This window comes from Pseudomonas sp. JL23 (genome assembly GCF_056933585.1).
Genome location: NZ_CM167795.1, coordinates 1,577,117 through 1,595,849, shown reverse-complemented (window position 1 = coordinate 1,595,849; position 18,733 = coordinate 1,577,117). Strand labels below are relative to the sequence as shown.

The 18,733-nt window shown below is 61.2% G+C and carries 16 protein-coding genes; 5 read left to right on the top strand and 11 right to left on the bottom strand.

Translation table 11 applies throughout. The annotated features are described in order from the left end of the window. Positions 1–3: 3 nt before the first annotated feature. From AC1Z24_RS07470 to AC1Z24_RS07455, 4 genes are all read right to left on the bottom strand, one after another. Positions 4–768 (bottom strand): NAD-dependent deacylase, encoded by a 765-nt coding sequence (locus AC1Z24_RS07470; RefSeq protein ID WP_483745131.1) that lies wholly within the window; start codon positions 766–768, stop codon positions 4–6. After that, complete coding sequence (gene hda, locus AC1Z24_RS07465; protein WP_259099285.1) at positions 762–1,466, bottom strand: DnaA regulatory inactivator Hda; 705 nt, start codon at positions 1,464–1,466, stop codon at positions 762–764. Before hda ends, AC1Z24_RS07470 begins: the two co-directional genes overlap by 7 nt. Before the next feature lie 162 nt (positions 1,467–1,628). Beyond that, on the bottom strand, positions 1,629–2,702 hold the full coding sequence (locus AC1Z24_RS07460; protein ID WP_483745130.1) for an AI-2E family transporter: 1,074 nt from the start codon (positions 2,700–2,702) through the stop codon (positions 1,629–1,631). A gap of 151 nt (positions 2,703–2,853) precedes the next feature. Beyond that, positions 2,854–3,915, bottom strand: coding sequence for a DUF2066 domain-containing protein (locus AC1Z24_RS07455; protein WP_483745129.1), 1,062 nt, complete (start codon positions 3,913–3,915; stop codon positions 2,854–2,856). Positions 3,916–4,246: 331 nt separating this feature from the next. On the opposite strand from AC1Z24_RS07455, the gene purM reads away from it, so the two are divergent. From purM to AC1Z24_RS07435, 4 genes are all read left to right on the top strand, one after another. Continuing rightward, on the top strand, positions 4,247–5,305 hold the full coding sequence (gene purM / locus AC1Z24_RS07450) for a phosphoribosylformylglycinamidine cyclo-ligase (RefSeq protein WP_413303678.1): 1,059 nt from the start codon (positions 4,247–4,249) through the stop codon (positions 5,303–5,305). 11 nt (positions 5,306–5,316) lie between these two features. Further along, complete coding sequence (purN, locus tag AC1Z24_RS07445; RefSeq protein ID WP_483746557.1) at positions 5,317–5,967, top strand: phosphoribosylglycinamide formyltransferase; 651 nt, start codon at positions 5,317–5,319, stop codon at positions 5,965–5,967. A gap of 8 nt (positions 5,968–5,975) precedes the next feature. Then, positions 5,976–6,692 (top strand): DUF3108 domain-containing protein, encoded by a 717-nt coding sequence (locus AC1Z24_RS07440; RefSeq protein ID WP_483745128.1) that lies wholly within the window; start codon positions 5,976–5,978, stop codon positions 6,690–6,692. A gap of 301 nt (positions 6,693–6,993) precedes the next feature. Next, positions 6,994–7,173, top strand: a complete 180-nt coding sequence (locus tag AC1Z24_RS07435) for a hypothetical protein (protein ID WP_259099271.1) — start codon at positions 6,994–6,996, stop codon at positions 7,171–7,173. Between the two features lie 64 nt (positions 7,174–7,237). Here AC1Z24_RS07435 and AC1Z24_RS07430 read toward each other — a convergent pair whose 3' ends face one another. The 7 genes from AC1Z24_RS07430 to AC1Z24_RS07400 form a co-directional block, all read right to left on the bottom strand. Next, positions 7,238–7,780: a DUF2058 domain-containing protein gene (locus tag AC1Z24_RS07430; RefSeq protein WP_483745127.1), complete on the bottom strand. Its 543-nt coding sequence runs from the start codon at positions 7,778–7,780 to the stop codon at positions 7,238–7,240. 30 nt (positions 7,781–7,810) lie between these two features. Beyond that, the gene (gene mazG, locus AC1Z24_RS07425) at positions 7,811–8,644 is read right to left on the bottom strand and encodes a nucleoside triphosphate pyrophosphohydrolase (protein WP_483745126.1); all 834 of its coding nucleotides are present in this window, start codon (positions 8,642–8,644) and stop codon (positions 7,811–7,813) included. 97 nt (positions 8,645–8,741) lie between these two features. Beyond that, the gene (gene relA, locus AC1Z24_RS07420) at positions 8,742–10,985 is read right to left on the bottom strand and encodes a GTP diphosphokinase (RefSeq protein WP_259099262.1); all 2,244 of its coding nucleotides are present in this window, start codon (positions 10,983–10,985) and stop codon (positions 8,742–8,744) included. A 156-nt stretch (positions 10,986–11,141) separates the two neighbouring features. Then, entirely contained in the window at positions 11,142–12,497 is a 1,356-nt protein-coding gene (rlmD, locus tag AC1Z24_RS07415) for a 23S rRNA (uracil(1939)-C(5))-methyltransferase RlmD (protein WP_483745125.1), read from the bottom strand. Beyond that, positions 12,497–13,399, bottom strand: a complete 903-nt coding sequence (gene cysM, locus AC1Z24_RS07410) for a cysteine synthase CysM (protein ID WP_483746556.1) — start codon at positions 13,397–13,399, stop codon at positions 12,497–12,499. The genes rlmD and cysM overlap by 1 nt, the downstream gene beginning before the upstream one ends. A 238-nt stretch (positions 13,400–13,637) precedes the next feature. Further along, positions 13,638–15,005 carry a histidine kinase sensor domain-containing protein gene (locus tag AC1Z24_RS07405; protein WP_483745124.1) on the bottom strand — a complete coding sequence of 456 codons (1,368 nt, stop codon included), beginning with the start codon at positions 15,003–15,005 and terminating at the stop codon, positions 13,638–13,640. After that, positions 14,998–15,738: a response regulator transcription factor gene (locus AC1Z24_RS07400; RefSeq protein ID WP_483745123.1), complete on the bottom strand. Its 741-nt coding sequence runs from the start codon at positions 15,736–15,738 to the stop codon at positions 14,998–15,000. Before AC1Z24_RS07400 ends, AC1Z24_RS07405 begins: the two co-directional genes overlap by 8 nt. Positions 15,739–15,921: 183 nt before the next feature. On the opposite strand from AC1Z24_RS07400, the gene AC1Z24_RS07395 reads away from it, so the two are divergent. Continuing rightward, positions 15,922–18,675 (top strand): response regulator, encoded by a 2,754-nt coding sequence (locus AC1Z24_RS07395; RefSeq protein ID WP_483745122.1) that lies wholly within the window; start codon positions 15,922–15,924, stop codon positions 18,673–18,675. Positions 18,676–18,733: the final 58 nt, after the last annotated feature.

Here is an 18,733-nt window from a genome sequence, read left to right as displayed (position 1 = left end):
GACTTATATGTGACTTATCAATTGATCCATGACATGTACCGCGCGGCACTTTAAAAACGCATCCATTTGCGCACTGTGATCGGTGCTCACCGGATTGATTTCCGCCGTAAAACCACCGGATACCCGCGTGCGCAGCATGGGTTCATGGATATACGGGAAGCTCGCTGTGGTGCCGATGCTCAGCACCATATCGAAGCCCAGGGTCATCTGCTCCTGCAAAGTCGCCAGCGCCTCCCGGGGTAACATTTCCTCAAACAAAACGACCGGTGGTCGCAAAACGCCATGACAGCGTTTGCACAGTGGCGGCAGCGGTTGTCGCAGGTGCTCGCTCAACTGCGGGTCATGGGCGCCGCAGGATTGGCAGAACAATGGCGCCAGCTGGCCATGAATCTCGATCAGGCGCTCCGGCGGGCTGCCCGCCGCCCGATGATAGCCATCGACGTTCTGGGTCAGCACCCAGCAATCGGGTTTCATGCGCTGTAACTGAGCGATGGCGTAGTGGGCTGCGTTGGCCTCACCGCCGAGACAGGCTCGGCCCAATTCGGCGATGTACTTCCAGCACAGGGCTGGATCGCGGCGCAGCATCGGCCCGGACAAGGCCATTTCGATGGGCAGGCCGTCGGCCGTCTCGCCGTTGTACAGCCCCCCAACACCGCGATAGGTGGGCAGACCGGAATCAGCGGACAGTCCGGCACCGGTAATGATCAAGATGCGGCGGGCATGACGCAAGGCAGCAGCGACCTGCAACACCAGCGCCGGATCTACCACCCGAGGGTCTCTTTAAGGAAGGGAATGGTCAGCTTGCGCTTTTCCTGCAACGAGGCCTGATCAAGGCGTTCGAGCAAATCGAACAACGCGCTCATGCTGCGGGTGCCACGAGTCAGGATGAAATGCCCGACTTCATCAGTCAGGTGCAGACCACGGCGCGAGGCACGCAGCTGCAGGGCACGCAATTTGTCTTCATCGGACAGGGCGCGCATCTGGAACACCAGGGCCATGGTCAGGCGCGACTTGAGATCCGCCAGCTTGACCGGCAACTCCCTGGGCGACTGGGACGCCGCGATCAGCAGGCGACGACCGCTGTCACGCAGGCGATTGAACAGGTGGAACAGCGCTTCTTCCCACTCCGGCTTGCCAACCACCACTTGCAGGTCGTCGATGCACACCAGCTCGTATTGTTCGAGATGATCGAACAATTCGACGCCCTGCTCGATAACCTGCGCCATGGGCAGATACACCGCCGGTTCACCCAACTGCTCGAAACGCAGGCAGGCCGCCTGCAACAGATGCGTACGCCCTACCCCGTCCTTACCCCAGAGGTAAATCAGACTTTCGGTCCATCCGGCATCGGCTTCACACAGCCGCTCGACGTAGCCGAGGGCCGCAGCATTGGCGCCAGGATAGTAATTGATGAAGGTGGCGTCATCACGCAGACGCACACCCAGGGGCAGCTGAATCGGTTTCATGCTGGCTGAACGGCTCGGGGAGCCATAGGGGCCTCTGTGTAAAGTCTGCAAAGTCTATACCCGTGACGTCGGGCGCACAATGCGAGAGACCACAAGCAAAATCAAAGGTTTATGCGCGTGACTGGCAAATCGCCCGCCACGCTTTGTGAAAACCGGAAACACTTATAAATCAGGATCTTCCGCGCCGCCGTAGATATCCGACTCTTTATAGAGGTCATGCATGTGCCGCACCAGCACCATAATCACTGCGGCAACCGGCAGAGCCAGAAGGATACCGGTAAAGCCGAACAGCTCGCCGCCAGCCAGGATCGCGAAGATCACCGCCACCGGATGCAGACCGATACGATCCCCCACCAGCAACGGCGTCAGGACCATGCCTTCCAGCGCCTGGCCGACCATGAACACTGCGACAATCCCCAGCATCGGGTACAGATCGCCGCCGAACTGGAACAGCCCGGCAGTAATCGCCGCGCCGATGCCGATAACAAAGCCCATATACGGCACGATGGCTGCCAGACCGGCGATCAGGCCGATCAACAGGCCCAGTTCCAGGCCTACCAGCATCAGGCCGGCGGCGTAGATAACACCCAGAGCCAGCATCACCAGCAGTTGCCCGCGGATAAACGCACCGAGAACCTCGTGACACTCACCGGCCAGCTTGACGATACGCTCCTCGCGATGACGCGGCAGCAGGCTCTGGATCTTCGCCATCATCACGTCCCAGTCCCGCAGCAGGTAGAAGCACACCACCGGGATCAGCACCAGATTGGTCAGCCAGCCGATCAGCGCCAGGCTCGAGGCCGTGGCCTGGGACAGGATCACACTGACGATATCGCCGGTCTGGCCCATGTGTTCGGAGATGGCAGCCTTGATCTTGTCGAATTTCCAGAAACCGTCCGCCAGACCCAGCTTGGCCTGAGTCCAGGGCAATGCCGTGTGTTGCAGCCAGTCGAGGATCTGCGGTGCCAGTTCATAGAGGCGATACAACTGTTTGGCCAGCATCGGCACCAGTACCAGCAGCAGGGCCATGAGGATCAGGGTAAACAGCGCGAAGACCGCGACCACGCTCAGGGTTCGTGAGAGCCCCAGCTTTTCCAGGCGATCAGCCAGCGGATCGCCCATATAGGCGAGCAACAGCGCGATCAGAAACGGCGAGAGGATCGGATGCAACATATAGATGAACAGACATAGCAGCAGCACACCGCCAATCCAGAACCAACGCCGTGTATCAGTCATCAACACCTCTCTAGCAAACAAAACATAACCAACTGAATAAACGCGGTCTTCTGTGGGACCGGCTTTAGCCGGGAAGACAATGTGAGAGCTGACAGAATGTGTTGATTCTGCCTACGCCTTCCCGGCTAAAGCCGGTCCCACATACCCCCCATTACCAACGAAAATGCAATTGCGTCGCCGATGGCGAAACGGGCGCCGGAGCCGCGACACCCGCCCCCGCATCCACAGGAGCCCCGGGTGCAGCCGCCGCAGGAATCTCACCTGCCGGCACTTCCTGCAACTTGGCCAGGCTCAGTTGCGAACGCAACTGATCGACGCTGCCGGTCACTTCATAGCCGACACGGCTGCCGTCCACCGTCTGCAAACGCCCGCCGAACGGTTCAAGCAAGCGATTCAATTGCGCATAACGCTCGAACGTCATGCCCTGTACATCCAGGGTCAGAGCGGTAGAGGCACCGGGCTTGGCCACGTAACGCGGCGCCAGGCGCTGACTGACCGCCAGCATCACCGCATCGGCCAGGGCTTCCTGACTGGCGCCGGTGGCCGTGCCCTGCTCGCGCTGGTCGCCCAGCCACAGGCGCCACTGGGCCTGCCACTGGCCATTTTCTTCATGACCGTGCACCGCCAGCAGTGCATCGGCACCGTAGCGCTCGGACGCTTCCTTCAAGGGTGCAGGGTCAGTACCTTCAAGGTTTTTCGCAGTGCCGACGCCCTGCTCACTCAGGTCCGCCAGAGGCAGGCGCAATGGCAGGCCACGGTGCTGAGCGGCCCGGCGCAACGCTTCAGCGGCCGATTGACCGTCACCGATCAGGTTCGAGCCATCGGTGGCGTCCATCAGCCACCAACCAAGAATGCTCGGCCGATTGCTGCCCCACAGCGACAGCCCGGCCTGACGCAGGGCGCGATCGGTGCTGACCGGATCGAAATCCACCAGCAGCATCTGCGTTGCGCCCGCCTCATAGCCGGTCTGGTTGATGATCTGCTGCGGATTCTTGCGCAACTCGGCCAGGGCCGGGCCTTGCGGTGCCTTGGCATCGCCGGTCAGACGCAAGACCAGAGTTTCCAGCGCCGCCTGGGTGGCGCGGGTGCGCTCATCCGGCGACTGCGCCGTCACAGGCTCGCGCACCTGGTACAAATTGTTCACGGTTTCGGCCAGGCTCGGCAGACTGACCAGGGACAGGCAGCCGACGAATAGAATTTTAGAAAGACGCATGGAAGGTTCCCAAACGGAAAATGCGGAGTGAAAAGACCGCGTAACGAAGCCTAGGACCTCTAATGAGGGCCAATCATTCAACTATCAAAGAAAGGTACACCTTAATTGACCCGCGACGAACGGTGCAGACCGTTGATTCGGCGGTTTATTTTGCAACACATCACCTGCCCGTCGGCCCAAGGATGGCCCGTAGCCCCCAAGCCTGATAAAATCGCGCGCCTTCGCAGACTGGCGATGGTGGTGGCTTACAGACAAGGTCTTGTTCAGACGTGTCCTGCTGGCCCCGCCGCAGCGGTCGATACCCCCCGAATCCCCCCTAAAGGCCTGGATTATGAGCAAGCAACCCTCCCTGAGCTACAAAGACGCCGGTGTAGACATCGACGCCGGTGAAGCATTGGTCGAACGCATCAAGAGCGTCGCCAAGCGCACCAAGCGTCCGGAAGTCATGGGCGGCCTGGGTGGCTTCGGCGCCCTTTGCGAAATCCCGGCCGGTTACAAACAGCCCGTTCTGGTCTCCGGCACCGACGGCGTCGGCACCAAGCTGCGCCTGGCGCTGAACCTGAACAAGCACGACAGCATCGGCATCGACCTGGTCGCCATGTGCGTCAACGACCTGGTGGTCTGTGGCGCCGAGCCGCTGTTCTTCCTCGACTACTACGCCACCGGCAAGCTCAACGTCGATACTGCGGCCCAGGTCGTCACTGGCATCGGCGCCGGCTGCGAACTGGCTGGCTGCTCTCTGGTTGGCGGTGAAACCGCAGAAATGCCGGGCATGTACGAAGGCGAAGACTACGACCTGGCCGGTTTCTGCGTCGGCGTCGTCGAGAAAGCCGACATCATCGACGGCTCGAAAGTCGCCACCGGTGACGCCCTGCTGGCCCTGCCATCGTCCGGCCCGCACTCCAACGGCTACTCGCTGATCCGCAAGATCATCGAAGTGTCCGGTGCCGATATCGAAACCATCCAGCTCGACGGCAAGCCATTGACCGACCTGCTGATGGCGCCGACCCGCATCTACGTCAAGCAACTGCTCAAGCTGATCAAGGAAACCGGCGCGGTCAAGGCCATGGCCCACATCACGGGTGGCGGCCTGCTGGACAACATCCCGCGCGTACTGCCAGCCGGTGCCCAGGCTGTTGTCGACGTCGCCAGCTGGCAGCGTCCGGCGGTGTTCGACTGGTTGCAGGAAAAAGGCAACGTCGACGAGCACGAGATGCATCGCGTCCTCAACTGCGGCGTCGGCATGGTCATCTGTGTCGCTCAGGAACACGTTGAAAGCGCCCTGAAAGTGCTGCGTGACGCAGGCGAGCAGCCTTGGGTCATCGGCCAGATCGGCGTTGCTGCCGAAGGCGCTGCGCAAGTCGAGCTGAAAAACCTCAAGGCGCACTGATGCCTCAGCCGATGTCGACCACCTGCGATGTGGTTGTGCTGCTGTCCGGCAGTGGTGGCAACCTGCAAGCCATGATCGACAGCTTCAAGGGCGATGAGCAGCCTGTTCGTATCTGCGCGGTGATCTCCAACCGCGCCGATGCCTTCGGCCTGCAACGCGCCAGGGACGCCGGGATCCCTACCCACGTCCTGGATCACAAGCAATTCGAGGGCCGCGAGGCCTTCGATGCGGCCCTGATCGAACTGATCGACGGCTTTGCACCGCAGCTGGTGGTGCTGGCCGGCTTCATGCGCATCCTCAGCGGCGACTTCGTGCGCCACTACCAGGGTCGCCTGCTCAATATCCATCCTTCCCTGCTACCGCGTTACAAAGGCTTGCACACTCACCAGCGCGCGCTGGAGGCCGGTGACAGCGAGCACGGCTGCAGCGTGCACTTCGTCACCGAGGAACTCGATGGCGGACCACTGGTCGTACAGGCTGTTATAACGGTAGAGTTGCAAGATACGCCCGATACCCTGGCGCAGCGGGTGCATGTTCAGGAACACCGGATTTACCCGCTGGCAATGCGCTGGTTCGCCGAGGGCCGTTTGAGCCTCGGTGCAGACGGCGCATTATTGGACGGTCAGTTACTCGCGGCCAGTGGCCACTTGATTCGAACCTAGGAGATATTATGCGTCGCGCTTTGCTCTTCGCTTTCGCTCTGTTTGCCTTGCCTGTAGTCAATGCAGCAGACCTTCAGCCCTTCTCCGCCAGCTACACCGCCGACTGGAAACAGCTGCCCATGAGTGGCGGCACTGCCGAGCGCAGCCTGCAAGCCGGCGCCAACGGCATCTGGACCCTGAGCTTCAAGGCGTCGATGATGATCGCCAGCCTGACCGAAGTCAGCACCCTCAAGGACAACAACGGCACTCTGCTGCCCCAGACCTACAACTTCGAACGAGGCGGCCTGGGCAAGACCAAGAAGGTCGACCTGGTATTCGACTGGAGCACCAAGTTCATCACCGGCACCGACCGCAACGATGCGATCAAGGTGCCGCTCAATACCGGCATCCTCGATAAATCCACCTATCAACTGGCCTTGCAGCACGACGTAGCGGCCGGCAAGAAAAGCATGAGCTACCAGGTGATCGACGGCGACGAGATCGACACCTACGACTTCCGCGTCCTTGGCGCCGAGAAAGTCGCGACCAAGGTCGGCTCGGTGGATGCCATCAAGGTTGAGCGCGTGCGCGACCCGACGCAAAACAAACGCATCACCGTGATGTGGTTCGCCAAGGACTGGGACTACCTGCTGGTGCGTCTGCAACAGGTCGAGACCGATGGCAAGGAATACAACATCATGCTTCAGGACGGCACCGTGAACGGCAAGACTGTCAAAGGCAGCTGATTCACCCTGGCGTCAGCGAAACCCGTCCTTGTGACGGGTTTTTTATTGGGATCGCGCTTTCGCGCTGCGAATACGATCCTGTCGGAAATCGCTCTCCAACCTAGATCATCGCAACATGAAAAAACCTTCATCTACCCCTATTCCAGCGCTCTAGCCCAACAAAAACAGGCCCTCCAGCCCTGTCACTCGCCTAGCTGACAGAAACATGAAAAAAACAGCTATTTACGTAGGAGCCTAACTAATTCTATAAAAGAGGCCTGCGACGTCTTGCCGCACCTTCAAAAGCTCTGGAGTTTTCAAGATGACCGTAAAAGTGACTGAACGCGACACTGCACACCTTTCCCACGAAGCCATCGCCAATGGCATTCAGATCTGGGACGTGCATCAGCAGGACATGCTGGTAGGAATGTTCCACGACGAGTCGGAAGCTCAACGCTACAAGATGGAACTCGAAGCGCTGGAAAGCCAACGCAATCAGTAAGACGCAATTTCAGAATTGCATAAAGACAAAACCCGCATTTGGCGGGTTTTGTTTTATCTACGGTTTACCACATCAGATCGTCAGGGATCTTGTAGGCCGCGTACGGATCGTCGCCTTCGACTTTCTCTTCCGTCGCCTCGCTGAGCAGCACGATACGCCGTGGGTCGCGCTCCTGGATCTTCAGGGCGGCTTCACGGGGGATGACTTCGTAGCCGCCGCCGTGATGAACGATCGCCAGCGAGCCATTACTCAATTTGCTGCGCATCAGGCTATTGACCGAGAGGCGCTTGACCTTTTTGTCGTCGACGAAGTTGTAGTAGTCCTCGGTGGTCAGCTTGGGCAGGCGCGACGCTTCGATCAATTGCTTGATCTGTGCGGCCCGGGCCTTCTCTTCGGCCTTTTCCTGCTGCTGGCGATTGAGCTCTTGGTCGCGCTTGGCCTTTTCGGCCATGGCTTGCTGGGCGGCACGCTTTTGCGAGTCGTCGATCTCGATCTGGCCCTTGTGCGCCAGACGCTGTTCTTTCTGTTTGTCTTTGCTGACCTGTTTGGCCTGCTTCTGATTGACCAGACCTGCCTTGAGCAACTGGTCGCGAAGGGAAATGCTCATTGTCATACTCACTTATGCAGGGGCAGCGTCTCAGCCACAGCTGGGCGCATCAAGTTCCTGACGTTTGGCTTCGCCCCACAGGGCATCCATTTCTTCGAGGGTGCAATCTTCAATGGGACGACCGGTGTCGCGCAATGCCTGTTCGATAAATCGAAAGCGCCGCTCGAACTTGCGACTGGCCGCGCGCAGGGCATTTTCCGGGTCGACCTTCAGGTGCCGGGCCAGATTGACCGCCGAAAACAGCAGATCGCCGACTTCTTCGGCAATGGCCTGGGCGTCGTTACTGGCCATGGCTTCCAATACTTCATCCAGCTCTTCACGCACGTTATCCACCACCGGCAATGCCGAGGGCCAGTCAAAACCGACCTGTGCCGCACGCTTTTGCAACTTGGCCGCCCGGGACAGGGCTGGCAATACCGCCGGGACATCATCAAGCAACGACAACTGCTGTGGCACACTGGCCTTCGCCGCACGCTCCTCGGCCTTGATCTGCTCCCAGCGCTGCTTGACCTGCTCTTCACTCAATCGCGGCGTCTCCAGGGGCGCATACAGATCGCCGGTGGGGAATACGTGGGGATGGCGACGGATCAGCTTGCGGGTAATACCATCGACCACGCCGTCGAACTCGAAGCGCCCTTCTTCCCGGGCCAGCTGGCTGTAATACACCACCTGGAATAACAGATCGCCCAACTCGCCCTTCAGATCATCGAAATCACCGCGTTCGATGGCATCGGCGACTTCGTAGGCTTCTTCCAGAGTGTGGGGCACGATGGTCGCGTAATTCTGCTGCACGTCCCACGGGCAACCGTACTGCGGGTCGCGCAGCCGGGCCATGAGGTGCAGGAGGTCGTCGAGTTTATACATGGGGTTCCCGTTGGTCACAGCGGTCAGCGGCAAGCCACAAGCGTCAAGTTGTCCGCGTACAGCGTGCGGCTTGTCGCTTGAAGCTTGCAGCTACGCCTCAAGGCGTTCTATTACGCCGCGTCTCAATGATATTCGGCAACTGCGATATCCGCCCCAGCAAGCGCCCCAGAGCGTCCAGCCCCGGAATCTCGATGGTCAGGGACATCAGCGCGGTGTTGTCTTCCTTGTTCGAACGGGTATTCACCGCCAGCACGTTGATCCGCTCGTTGAGCAGGACCTGAGAGACGTCACGCAGCAGGCCGGAACGGTCGTAGGCGCGGATGATGATATCCACCGGATAAGTGAGCACCGGCACCGGCCCCCAACTGACCTGGATGATCCGCTCAGGCTCACGACCGCCCAGCTGCAGCACCGAGGCGCAGTCCTGGCGGTGGATGCTGACGCCGCGGCCCTGGGTGATATAGCCGACGATGGCATCCCCCGGCAGCGGCTGGCAGCAACCGGCCATCTGGGTCATCAGGTTGCCCACGCCCTGGATCTGGATGTCGCCGCGTTTGCCGGGTTTGTAGCCGGTGGCCTTGCGCGGGATCAGTTCCAGCTGTTCGTTGCCGCGTTCCGGCTCGACCAGTTGCTGGGCCAGGTTGACCAATTGCGCCAGACGCAGGTCGCCGGCACCGAGGGCGGCGAACATGTCCTCGGCGGTCTTCATATTGGCTTTTTCGGCCAGGCGTTCGAAGTCCACCTGCGGCAGAGCCAGGCGTGCCAGTTCGCGTTCGAGCAGGGTACGACCGGCCGCGACGTTCTGGTCGCGGGCCTGCAGCTTGAACCAGTGGACAATCTTGGCCCGGGCCCGGGACGTGGTGATATAGCCCAGGTTCGAGTTCAGCCAGTCACGGCTCGGCGTGCCTTGCTTGCTGGTGATGATCTCGACCTGCTCACCGGTCTGCAGGCTGTAGTTGAGCGGCACGATGCGCCCGTTGATCTTGGCGCCCCGGCAGTTGTGGCCGATCTCGGTGTGCACGCGATAAGCAAAATCCAGAGGCGTCGCGCCCTTGGGCAGGTCGATGGCGTGACCGTCCGGGGTGAAGACATAGACCCGGTCCGGCTCGATATCGACCCGCAGCTGTTCGGCCAGGCCGCCGATATCGCCCAGTTCTTCGTGCCATTCCAGCACCTGGCGCAACCAGGAGATTTTCTCCTCGTAGTGATTGGAGCTAGGTTTGACGTCAGTGCCTTTATAACGCCAGTGGGCGCAGACGCCCAACTCGGCCTCTTCGTGCATGGCGTGGGTGCGAATCTGCACTTCCAGCACCTTGCCCTCAGGACCAATCACCGCAGTGTGCAGGGAGCGATAGCCGTTTTCCTTGGGGTTGGCGATGTAGTCGTCGAACTCCTTGGGAATGTGCCGCCACAGGGTATGCACGATGCCCAGCGCGGTGTAGCAGTCGCGCATTTCCGGGACCAGCACACGCACCGCACGCACGTCGTAGATTTGGCTGAATTCCAGACCCTTGCGCTGCATCTTGCGCCAGATCGAATAGATATGTTTGGCCCGGCCGCTGATATCGGCCTTGACGCCCGTGGCCAGCAGTTCGTTTTCCAGCTGGCCCATGACCTCGCTGATAAACCGCTCACGGTCCAGGCGCCGCTCATGCAGCAACTTGGCGATCTGCTTGTATTGCTCGGGTTCCAGGTAGCGGAAGGACAGGTCTTCCAGCTCCCACTTGATATGGCCGATGCCCAGGCGGTGGGCCAACGGTGCGTAAATATCGAAGACTTCCCGGGCAACGCGGTTGCGCTTTTCGTCGGCAAGGTTTTTCACCGCACGGATCGCGCAGGTGCGCTCGGCCAGCTTGATCAGCGCCACGCGCACATCGTCGACCATGGCCACCAGCATCTTGCGCAGGTTTTCCACCTGGGCCTGGCTGCCCAGTACCAGGGACTGTCGCGGGCTGAGACTGGCACTGATCGCAGCCATGCGCAGCACGCCGTCGATCAGTTTGGTCACGGTCGGACCGAAACGCTGGGCGACGTCGGGCAGCAGAATCTTGCCCTCACGCACGCCGCGGTAGATGACGGCGGCTACCAGGGAATCCTGATCCAGCTTGAGATCAGCGAGGATTTCGGCAATTTCCAGACCGGTCTGGAAACTGGAGGTACCTTCGGCCCATAGATTGTTCGAGGCGTTGTCCTGCTGCTCGGCTTGCCGGGCAAACTCGCAGGCTTCCTTCAAAGCCTCGCGGTCCAACGCGGTGTCGATGCTGACTATGTGATCGAGCCATGCATCGAGGTTGATACTGCCGTCTGTGTTTATCGGCTGGTGCGCTCTCACCTGTACCATGTCACTTACCTTCCCTACGGCGTGATGAATTACGCCATCAGTCGCTGGTCTTTAAGCGCGAATACCTCTTGCCGGCCCAGCAAGTTCTGGTATTGGCGACCAGTCGGATTAAACGAGACTCCCTGTGCTGGCCAGCTCGACTCCTGGAGCTGGCAATCACTGACTCGCTTCAAATAAAGCCATCGCCTCGACATGGGCCGTCTGAGGAAACATATCGAGTATTCCGGCACGTTTTAATCGGTAGCCCTGCTGGATCAATTCGACCGTGTCGCGAGCCAAAGTTGCAGGGTTGCACGACACATACAGCAACCGCTGCGCTCCCAGCGCCTTGAGCTTGCGAACCACTTCAAAAGCGCCGTCTCGCGGCGGATCCAAGAGTACCGCAGAAAAGCCCTGCGCAGCCCAGCTCGCATCACTCAACGGCTGGGATAGATCGGCCTGGTAAAACGCGACATTGCCCAGACCGTTGTCGGACGCATTGCTCGCCGCCCGTTCCACCATGGTCGCCACACCTTCCACCGCCACCACTTCACGGGCGGTTTTCGCCAGGGGCAAGGCAAAGTTGCCCAGCCCGCAGAATAAATCCAGTACCCGCTCGTCCGCCTTTGGCGCCAGCCATTGCAGGGCCTGTTCGATCATCGCGCTGTTGACCGCCGCGTTGACCTGAATGAAATCGCCGGGGCGATATGCCAGATGCAAATCCCAGGGCTCCAGGCGGTAACCCAGAGTCTGAGCCGGCTCTACCGGTTGCGGCCCGTCTTCTCCGTGCAACCACAGTTGCGCGTCATGCTTCTGACAGAAAGTCTTGAGAATCGTCAGATCGCCGTCGTTCAAAGGAGCCGTGTGACGCACCAATACCGCAATGGCTGAACCACTGAACAGCTCGACATGCCCTAAAACCTGGGGTTTGGCGAAACTGCTGAGCACGTCCGGCAATTGCGTCATCAAGGGTTGCAAGGCCTGTACCAGCACCGGGCAATGCTCGATGGCAACGATGTCTTGACTGGATGCGGCGCGAAAGCCCACGTCCAGGCGCTTGGCCTTGGCATCCCAGCGTACCGCGATGCGCGCACGGCGGCGGTAGGCCAGTTCCGCACCACTCAGGGGCTCGGCCCACTCTTCGGGTTCGACGCTGGCCACCCGCTGCAATTGCTCGGCGAGCATGCGCTGTTTCAGGGCAAGCTGCTCGGCGTGGGGCACATGCTGCACGCTGCAACCGCCGCAGCGACCGAAGTGCGCGCAGGCCGCCGGGCGACGCAGGGTACTGGGTTGCAGGACTCGCTCGGTGCGCGCTTCGACAACTTTGCCATGGGCGCCCAGCACCCGCGCTTCAACTTCCTCACCGGCCAGACTGCCAGCGACAAACCAGGTCTTGCCATCATGGAAGGCGATACCGCGGCCGTCGTTGGCCAGTCGCTCGATGGTCAGCTTCTGCTTTTTACCGGTCGGAACCTGGGGGGCACGGGTGCCGCCAGCAGGTTGGAAGCGCAGGCCTCGCTCATGCTTGGCCATCAGTTGGGCGCATCGTAGACGCCGGTCGACAGATAACGGTCGCCCCGGTCACAAATGATGGCGACCATGACCGCGTTCTCGACTTCCCGGGACAGGCGCAACATGCCCGCCACCGAACCGCCGGAGGACACACCACAGAAAATGCCTTCTTCCCGGGCCAGACGACGCATGACGTCCTCGGCCTCGGCCTGAGCCATGTCGAGGATGCGGTCAACGCGGTCGGCCTGATAGATCTTCGGCAGGTATTCATGGGGCCAGCGGCGGATGCCGGGGATGGCCGAGCCTTCCATCGGTTGCAGACCGACGATCTGGATGGCCGGGTTCTGCTCCTTGAGGTAGCGCGAGGTGCCCATGATGGTCCCCGTGGTGCCCATGGAGCTGATGAAATGGGTGATGGTCCCGTCAGTCTGGCGCCAGATTTCCGGGCCGGTGCCGGTGTAGTGAGCTTCGGGATTGTCGCCGTTGGCGAACTGGTCGAGGACCTTGCCCCGACCTTCGATCTGCATGCGCTCGGCCAGGTCACGAGCACCTTCCATGCCTTCTTCCTTGGACACCAGGATCAGCTCGGCACCATAGGCCGTCATCGCTGCCTTGCGCTCGGCGCTGGAGTTATCCGGCATGATCAGGATCATGCGGTAGCCCTTGATCGCCGCCGCCATGGCCAGGGCGATGCCGGTGTTGCCGGACGTGGCTTCGATCAGGGTGTCGCCGGGATGAATCTGCCCGCGCAACTCGGCACGGGTGATCATCGACAGCGCCGGGCGGTCCTTGACCGAACCGGCAGGGTTATTGCCCTCAAGCTTTACTAGCAAGGTATTGCTGGTATTACCGCCAAGGCGTTGCAGACGCACCAGCGGAGTGTTGCCGATGCAATCGGCGATGGTTGGATACTGCAAAGTCATGGCGTATTCGCGATTCAGACTGCGGGGATTGCCTATCATACCGGCAAACCTCAGCGGCCCATATCACGCAAAGTGCGGGTCTTATCGCGAAAAGCTATAAGCATGCCTGACGAGACCGTTGGAGCGAGGCTTGTCGGACCGCCGCACCGCCGCGAAGGGGCCGGTACATCCGACTCAATTGCTTGATCCGAAAAATGTCTTCGCGGGCAAGCCTCGCTCCAACGCAAGGGGTTTTGGTTCAACCCTGCCGTGCACTCAGGCGCATATTGACCCGCAACCCCTGGCCATTATTCTCGGCCCACATATCCCCGCCCTGGGCCAGCAACGAATGCCGGGCAATGCTCAGGCCCAGACCGAAGCCGCCGTCACCGGGGCGAGAACCATCGAGACGGGTGAAAGGAGCAAAGATTCGCTGCAGATCCTGCTCAGCAACACCACCGCCCTGATCGTCGAGCCAGAAAAACCATTGGTCACCCTCTTGCCGTCCGCCCAGATGCACACCCCCATCAACCGGGGAATGACGGATGGCGTTGCGCAGCAGGTTTTCCAGGGCCTGAGCCAGGGTGTTGAGGTGGCCGCGAACCCAGCAGTCGGCATCCAGATCGCTGCTCAGCCGTGATGGCAACCAGCCGCTTTCGAAGCAGGCGTTCTCGGCGAGGATTTCCCACAGGGCGACGACCTGAATGTCTTCCAGCGGCAAGCGCTCGCGTTCGGTGTCCAGCCACGCCAGTTGCAGGGTGTCGTCCACCAGTCGTTGCATGCCATCCACCTCCCGGCTCAAGCGCTGACGCAACTGGACCAGCTCCTGCTCGGTCTCGCAGGCCACCCGCAGACGGCTCAAGGGTGTGCGCAGCTCGTGGGACAGGTCACGCAACAACTGCTGCTGCACCGCCACGGTACTTTGCAGACGCCGGGTCATATGGTCGAAGGCCCGGCCCAGCTCGCCCAGTTCGTCCTGACGGCGGGTGAGTTGCAGTGGCAGGTGATTGCTCAACTCATCGGCACGGAGGGCGTTGGCCTGTTCGCGCAACTGATTGAGCGGCACGATCAGCAGGCGATACAGCCCGACGCAGAACAACAGGGTCAGCAGGGCCGGGATCAAGCCATTGGTCAGCAGTTGCCAGAGCCAGAGATATTCTCCCGGGGTGAACCGCTCGGGCAGCTCGATCACCAGGCTGCCCTGGCTGGCATCCCTGGGAAACGGCACTTTCAGCCAGGGCACCAGCACCGAGCGCTGACTGGTCGGCCAGTCCAGGCCGCGCAGGAAAGTCAGGCGGTGATTCTGTTCGTCCGTCAGAGGCTGCGTGGCCAGGGACTGCAAATCCGCGCCGATCACCCCGACCCAGCCCGCCTCCCGCTGACGCATTGTCTCAAGCCAGGCATCGACGCCCGCGTTGTGCCCGCTTTCCCAGGCCTGTTCGGCCTCGGCGGCGTAGCCCGTGATCACCTCCCGTGCCTCCTGAGACAGATAGGCATTCTGCAATTGCACATGACGCCCCCACGACCAGCTCAGCCAGATCATCAGCAGGCAAAAGCCCACCAGCAGAAAAGCCAGTTTCCAGAACAACGAGGATTTGCCCGGCAGGCGCAGGCGCGACTCAGACATCGCTATCGGCAGCCGTCAGCACATAGCCCTTGCCCCAGACCGTGCGCAGCTCGCGCTCGACATAGCCAATGGCCTTGAGCTTGCGGCGAATCTGGCTGACGTGCATGTCCAGGCTGCGGTCGTGCTGGGAATAGCCGCGTTGCAGCACCTGTTGATAAAGGAAGGGTTTGCTCAGAACTTCCTCGGCATTGCGCCAGAGAATCTCCAGCAGGCGATATTCGCTGCGGGTCAGCTCGGCAGTTCGCCCGGCGAACATCACATCACAGGCCCGCTCATCGAACGCCAACTCACCCGAGACCACCTCGGCAGACGGTTCGACCGGCAAATGGCGACGCTCCAGCGCCACCCGACGCAACACCGCTTCGATACGCACCTGCAACTCGGCGACGCTGAACGGCTTGGGCAAGTAATCATCGGCACCATTGCGAAAACCACTGATGCGGTCAGCCTCGGCCCCCAGCGCCGACATCATGATCACCGGGATGCTTTGGTCCCGGCGCAATTGCAGCAGCACATCCAGCCCGTTCATGCCGGGCAGCAAGATATCCATCAGCACCAGATCGAACGCCTGCTGCCGGGCCAGTGCCAGGCCATCAAGGCCGTTCTGGCACCAGGTCACCTGGAAGCCACAGCGGTCAAGTTGCTCATGCACGTAGGCACCGAGGACGGGATCGTCTTCGATGGCCAGAATATTGGGCTGAATGCGGCGCTGCGCGATGACTTCGGGATTCATTAGCCTTGGCAACTGATTCTCAGTCCGCGATTATCAGAGAATGCACCTACGCGAGCAAGCAGCATGACCGCACATCCCCGATAACGGCTGCCGGGCATAATCGGCCGCCATCCCCGCCGCGCAAATGGCTACACTGCGCAGACGCGAAAATCAGCGAACATCCCCGGCCGTTGGAGAAAAAGCGTGCTGAACAAGCTCGGAATCAAAGGTCGTGTCCTGCTGCTGACCATACTGCCTGCCAGCCTCATGGCGGCCGTGCTCGGCGGTTACTTCACCTGGATGCAGCTGTCGGACCTCCAGGCGCAGTTGCTGCAACGTGGCGAGATGATTGCCGAAGACCTCGGCCCGCTCTCGGCATCGGCCCTGGACCGCGCCGACAAGGCCATGCTCGCGCGCATTGCCGGGCAGGCTCTGGAGCAAGCCGATGTACGCTCCGTCTCCTTCCTCGATGCCGACCGCACCATGCTCGCCCATGCCGGGCCGAGCATGATCAACCAGGCCCCCATCGGCAACAGCACCCACCTGCTGCAACGCACCGGCAACGACGCGACCCGCTACCTGCTGCCGGTGTTCGGCCGTCAGCGCCATCTGACCGGCGATGTAGTGCCGCAAGAGGCCGACCGCCTGCTCGGCTGGGTCGAACTGGAGCTGTCCCATAACGGCACCCTGCTGCGCGGTTATCGCAGTCTGTTCGCCAGCCTGCTGCTGATCGCCACCGGCCTGGGCCTGACCGCGATCCTTGCCCTGCGCATGAGCCGTACCATCAATACACCGCTGATGCGGATCAAGCAGGCCGTGGCCCAGCTCAAGGACGGCAACCTGGAAACCCGCCTGCCGCCCCTTGGCAGTATCGAGCTGGACGAACTGGCGTCAGGCATCAACCGCATGGCCGCGTCCCTGCAGAACGCTCAGGAAGAACTGCAACACAGCATTGATCAGGCCACCGAAGACGTGCGGCAGAATCTGGAGACCATCGAAATCCAGAACATCGAGCTGGACCTGGCCCGCAAAGAGGCCCTGGAAGCCAGCCGGATCAAGTCCGAATTCCTCGCCAACATGAGCCACGAAATCCGCACACCGCTCAACGGCATCCTCGGTTTCACCCATTTACTGCAAAAAAGCGACCTGACCCCACGCCAGCTCGACTATCTGGGCACCATCGAAAAATCCGCCGACAGCCTGCTGAGCATCATCAACGAGATCCTCGATTTCTCGAAGATCGAAGCCGGCAAACTGGTATTGGACAGCGTGCCCTTCAACCTGCGCGACCTGCTCCAGGACACCCTGACCATCCTCGCCCCGGCGGCCCACGCCAAGCAGCTGGAACTGGTCAGCCTGGTCTATCGCGACACGCCCCTGGCCCTGCTCGGCGATCCACTACGACTCAAGCAGATCCTGACCAACCTGGTCAGCAACGCCATCAAGTTCACCCGCGAAGGCACCATCGTTGCCCGGGCCATGCTTGAGGACGAAACCGAAGAAAACGTACAACTGCGCATCAGCGTGCAGGACACCGGTATCGGCTTGTCCAGCCAGGACGTGCGAGCGCTGTTTCAAGCCTTCAGCCAGGCCGATAACTCGCTGTCACGGCAACCGGGCGGCACGGGTCTGGGCCTGGTGATCTCCAAGCGGCTGATCGAACAGATGGGCGGCGAAATCGGCGTCGACAGCACCCCCGGCAAAGGCTCGGAGTTCTGGATCAGCCTGAATCTGCCCAAGGCCCGGGAAGATGTCGAAGACCTGCCGGCCATCGCCCTGGTCGGTCGCCGGGTCGCCCTGCTGGAAAGTCACCCCCTGACCCGCCAGGCCCTGGAGCACCAACTGGAAGACTGCGGCCTCGAGGTGCTGCAGTTCAACAATATGGAAAACCTGCTCAACGGCGTCACCGCTGCCCACCAGACACCCCAGGTCATCGACCTGGCGGTACTGGGCATCACCGTCCACGAACTGCCTCCGGAGCGTTTGCGCCAGCATGTCTGGGACCTGGAAAACCTCGGCTGCAAGGTCTTGGTGCTGTGCCCGACCACCGAACAGTCGCTGTTCCAGCTGTCGGTGCCGAACATGTACAGCCAGTTGCAGGCCAAGCCCGCCTGCACCCGCAAGATGCGCAGCAGCCTGAGCGACCTGATCAGCCCGCGACCCTTGCGCACCGACGTGATCGAGCCCCTGTCCAGCCGCGCGCCACGCCTGCTGTGCGTGGACGACAACCCGGCCAACCTGTTGCTGGTACAGACCCTGCTGGAAGACATGGGCGCCGAAGTGGTCGCCGTCGACAGCGGTTACGCCGCCCTGCAAGCAGTACAGAGCGAAACCTTCGACCTGGTGCTGATGGACGTGCAGATGCCCGGCATGGACGGACGCCAGGCCACCGAGGCGATTCGCGCCTGGGAGCAGGAACGGCAGAGCACGCCCCTGCCCATCGTTGCCCTCACCGCCCACGCCATGGCCAACGAAAAGCGCGCCCTGCTGCAAAGCGGCATGGACGACTATCTGACCAAGCCCATCAGCGAGCGGCAACTGGCCCAGGTGGTGCTGAAATGGACCGGCCTGGCCCTGCGCACCGTTTCCGTCGAACGCCATGTGGAAAACACCAGCCACAGAGCCAACCTGCATGTACTCGACCATGAAGAAGGCCTGCGCCTGGCTGCAGGCAAGAGCGATCTGGCGGCCGACATGCTGGCCATGCTCCTGGCTTCCCTGGACAGCGACCGCGACGCCATCCGCCATGCCCGGGAAGCCGGCGACATCGCCGCCCTGATCGAGCGCGTCCATCGCCTGCACGGCGCCACCCGCTACTGTGGCGTCCCGCAACTGCGCGCCGCCTGCCAACGCAGCGAAACCCTGCTCAAACAAAACGCCCCGGAAACCCAGGCGGCTCTGGACGAACTGGACAAGGCCATCACCCGACTGGAACAGGAAGCCAGGGTCAGCGCTTGATGGGGGTCACGATATAGACCATCAAGGAAGGTTAGGCTCGGGCTATGTGGGAGCGCGG

Bases quoted from the DNA above. Each gene is read 5' to 3' on its own strand.
- hda (WP_259099285.1), bottom strand. From the start codon at position 1,466: ATGAAACCGATTCAGCTGCCCCTGGGTGTGCGTCTGCGTGATGACGCC.
- cysM (WP_483746556.1), bottom strand. From the start codon at position 13,399: ATGACTTTGCAGTATCCAACCATCGCCGATTGCATCGGCAACACTCCG.
- AC1Z24_RS07430 (WP_483745127.1), bottom strand. From the start codon at position 7,780: ATGAGCATTTCCCTTCGCGACCAGTTGCTCAAGGCAGGTCTGGTCAAT.
- relA (WP_259099262.1), bottom strand. From the start codon at position 10,985: ATGGTACAGGTGAGAGCGCACCAGCCGATAAACACAGACGGCAGTATC.
- AC1Z24_RS07440 (WP_483745128.1), top strand. From the start codon at position 5,976: ATGCGTCGCGCTTTGCTCTTCGCTTTCGCTCTGTTTGCCTTGCCTGTA.
- AC1Z24_RS07435 (WP_259099271.1), top strand. From the start codon at position 6,994: ATGACCGTAAAAGTGACTGAACGCGACACTGCACACCTTTCCCACGAA.
- rlmD (WP_483745125.1), bottom strand. From the start codon at position 12,497: ATGGCCAAGCATGAGCGAGGCCTGCGCTTCCAACCTGCTGGCGGCACC.
- AC1Z24_RS07400 (WP_483745123.1), bottom strand. From the start codon at position 15,738: ATGAATCCCGAAGTCATCGCGCAGCGCCGCATTCAGCCCAATATTCTG.
- AC1Z24_RS07405 (WP_483745124.1), bottom strand. From the start codon at position 15,005: ATGTCTGAGTCGCGCCTGCGCCTGCCGGGCAAATCCTCGTTGTTCTGG.
- purM (WP_413303678.1), top strand. From the start codon at position 4,247: ATGAGCAAGCAACCCTCCCTGAGCTACAAAGACGCCGGTGTAGACATC.
- mazG (WP_483745126.1), bottom strand. From the start codon at position 8,644: ATGTATAAACTCGACGACCTCCTGCACCTCATGGCCCGGCTGCGCGAC.
- purN (WP_483746557.1), top strand. From the start codon at position 5,317: ATGTCGACCACCTGCGATGTGGTTGTGCTGCTGTCCGGCAGTGGTGGC.
- AC1Z24_RS07455 (WP_483745129.1), bottom strand. From the start codon at position 3,915: ATGCGTCTTTCTAAAATTCTATTCGTCGGCTGCCTGTCCCTGGTCAGT.
- AC1Z24_RS07460 (WP_483745130.1), bottom strand. From the start codon at position 2,702: ATGACTGATACACGGCGTTGGTTCTGGATTGGCGGTGTGCTGCTGCTA.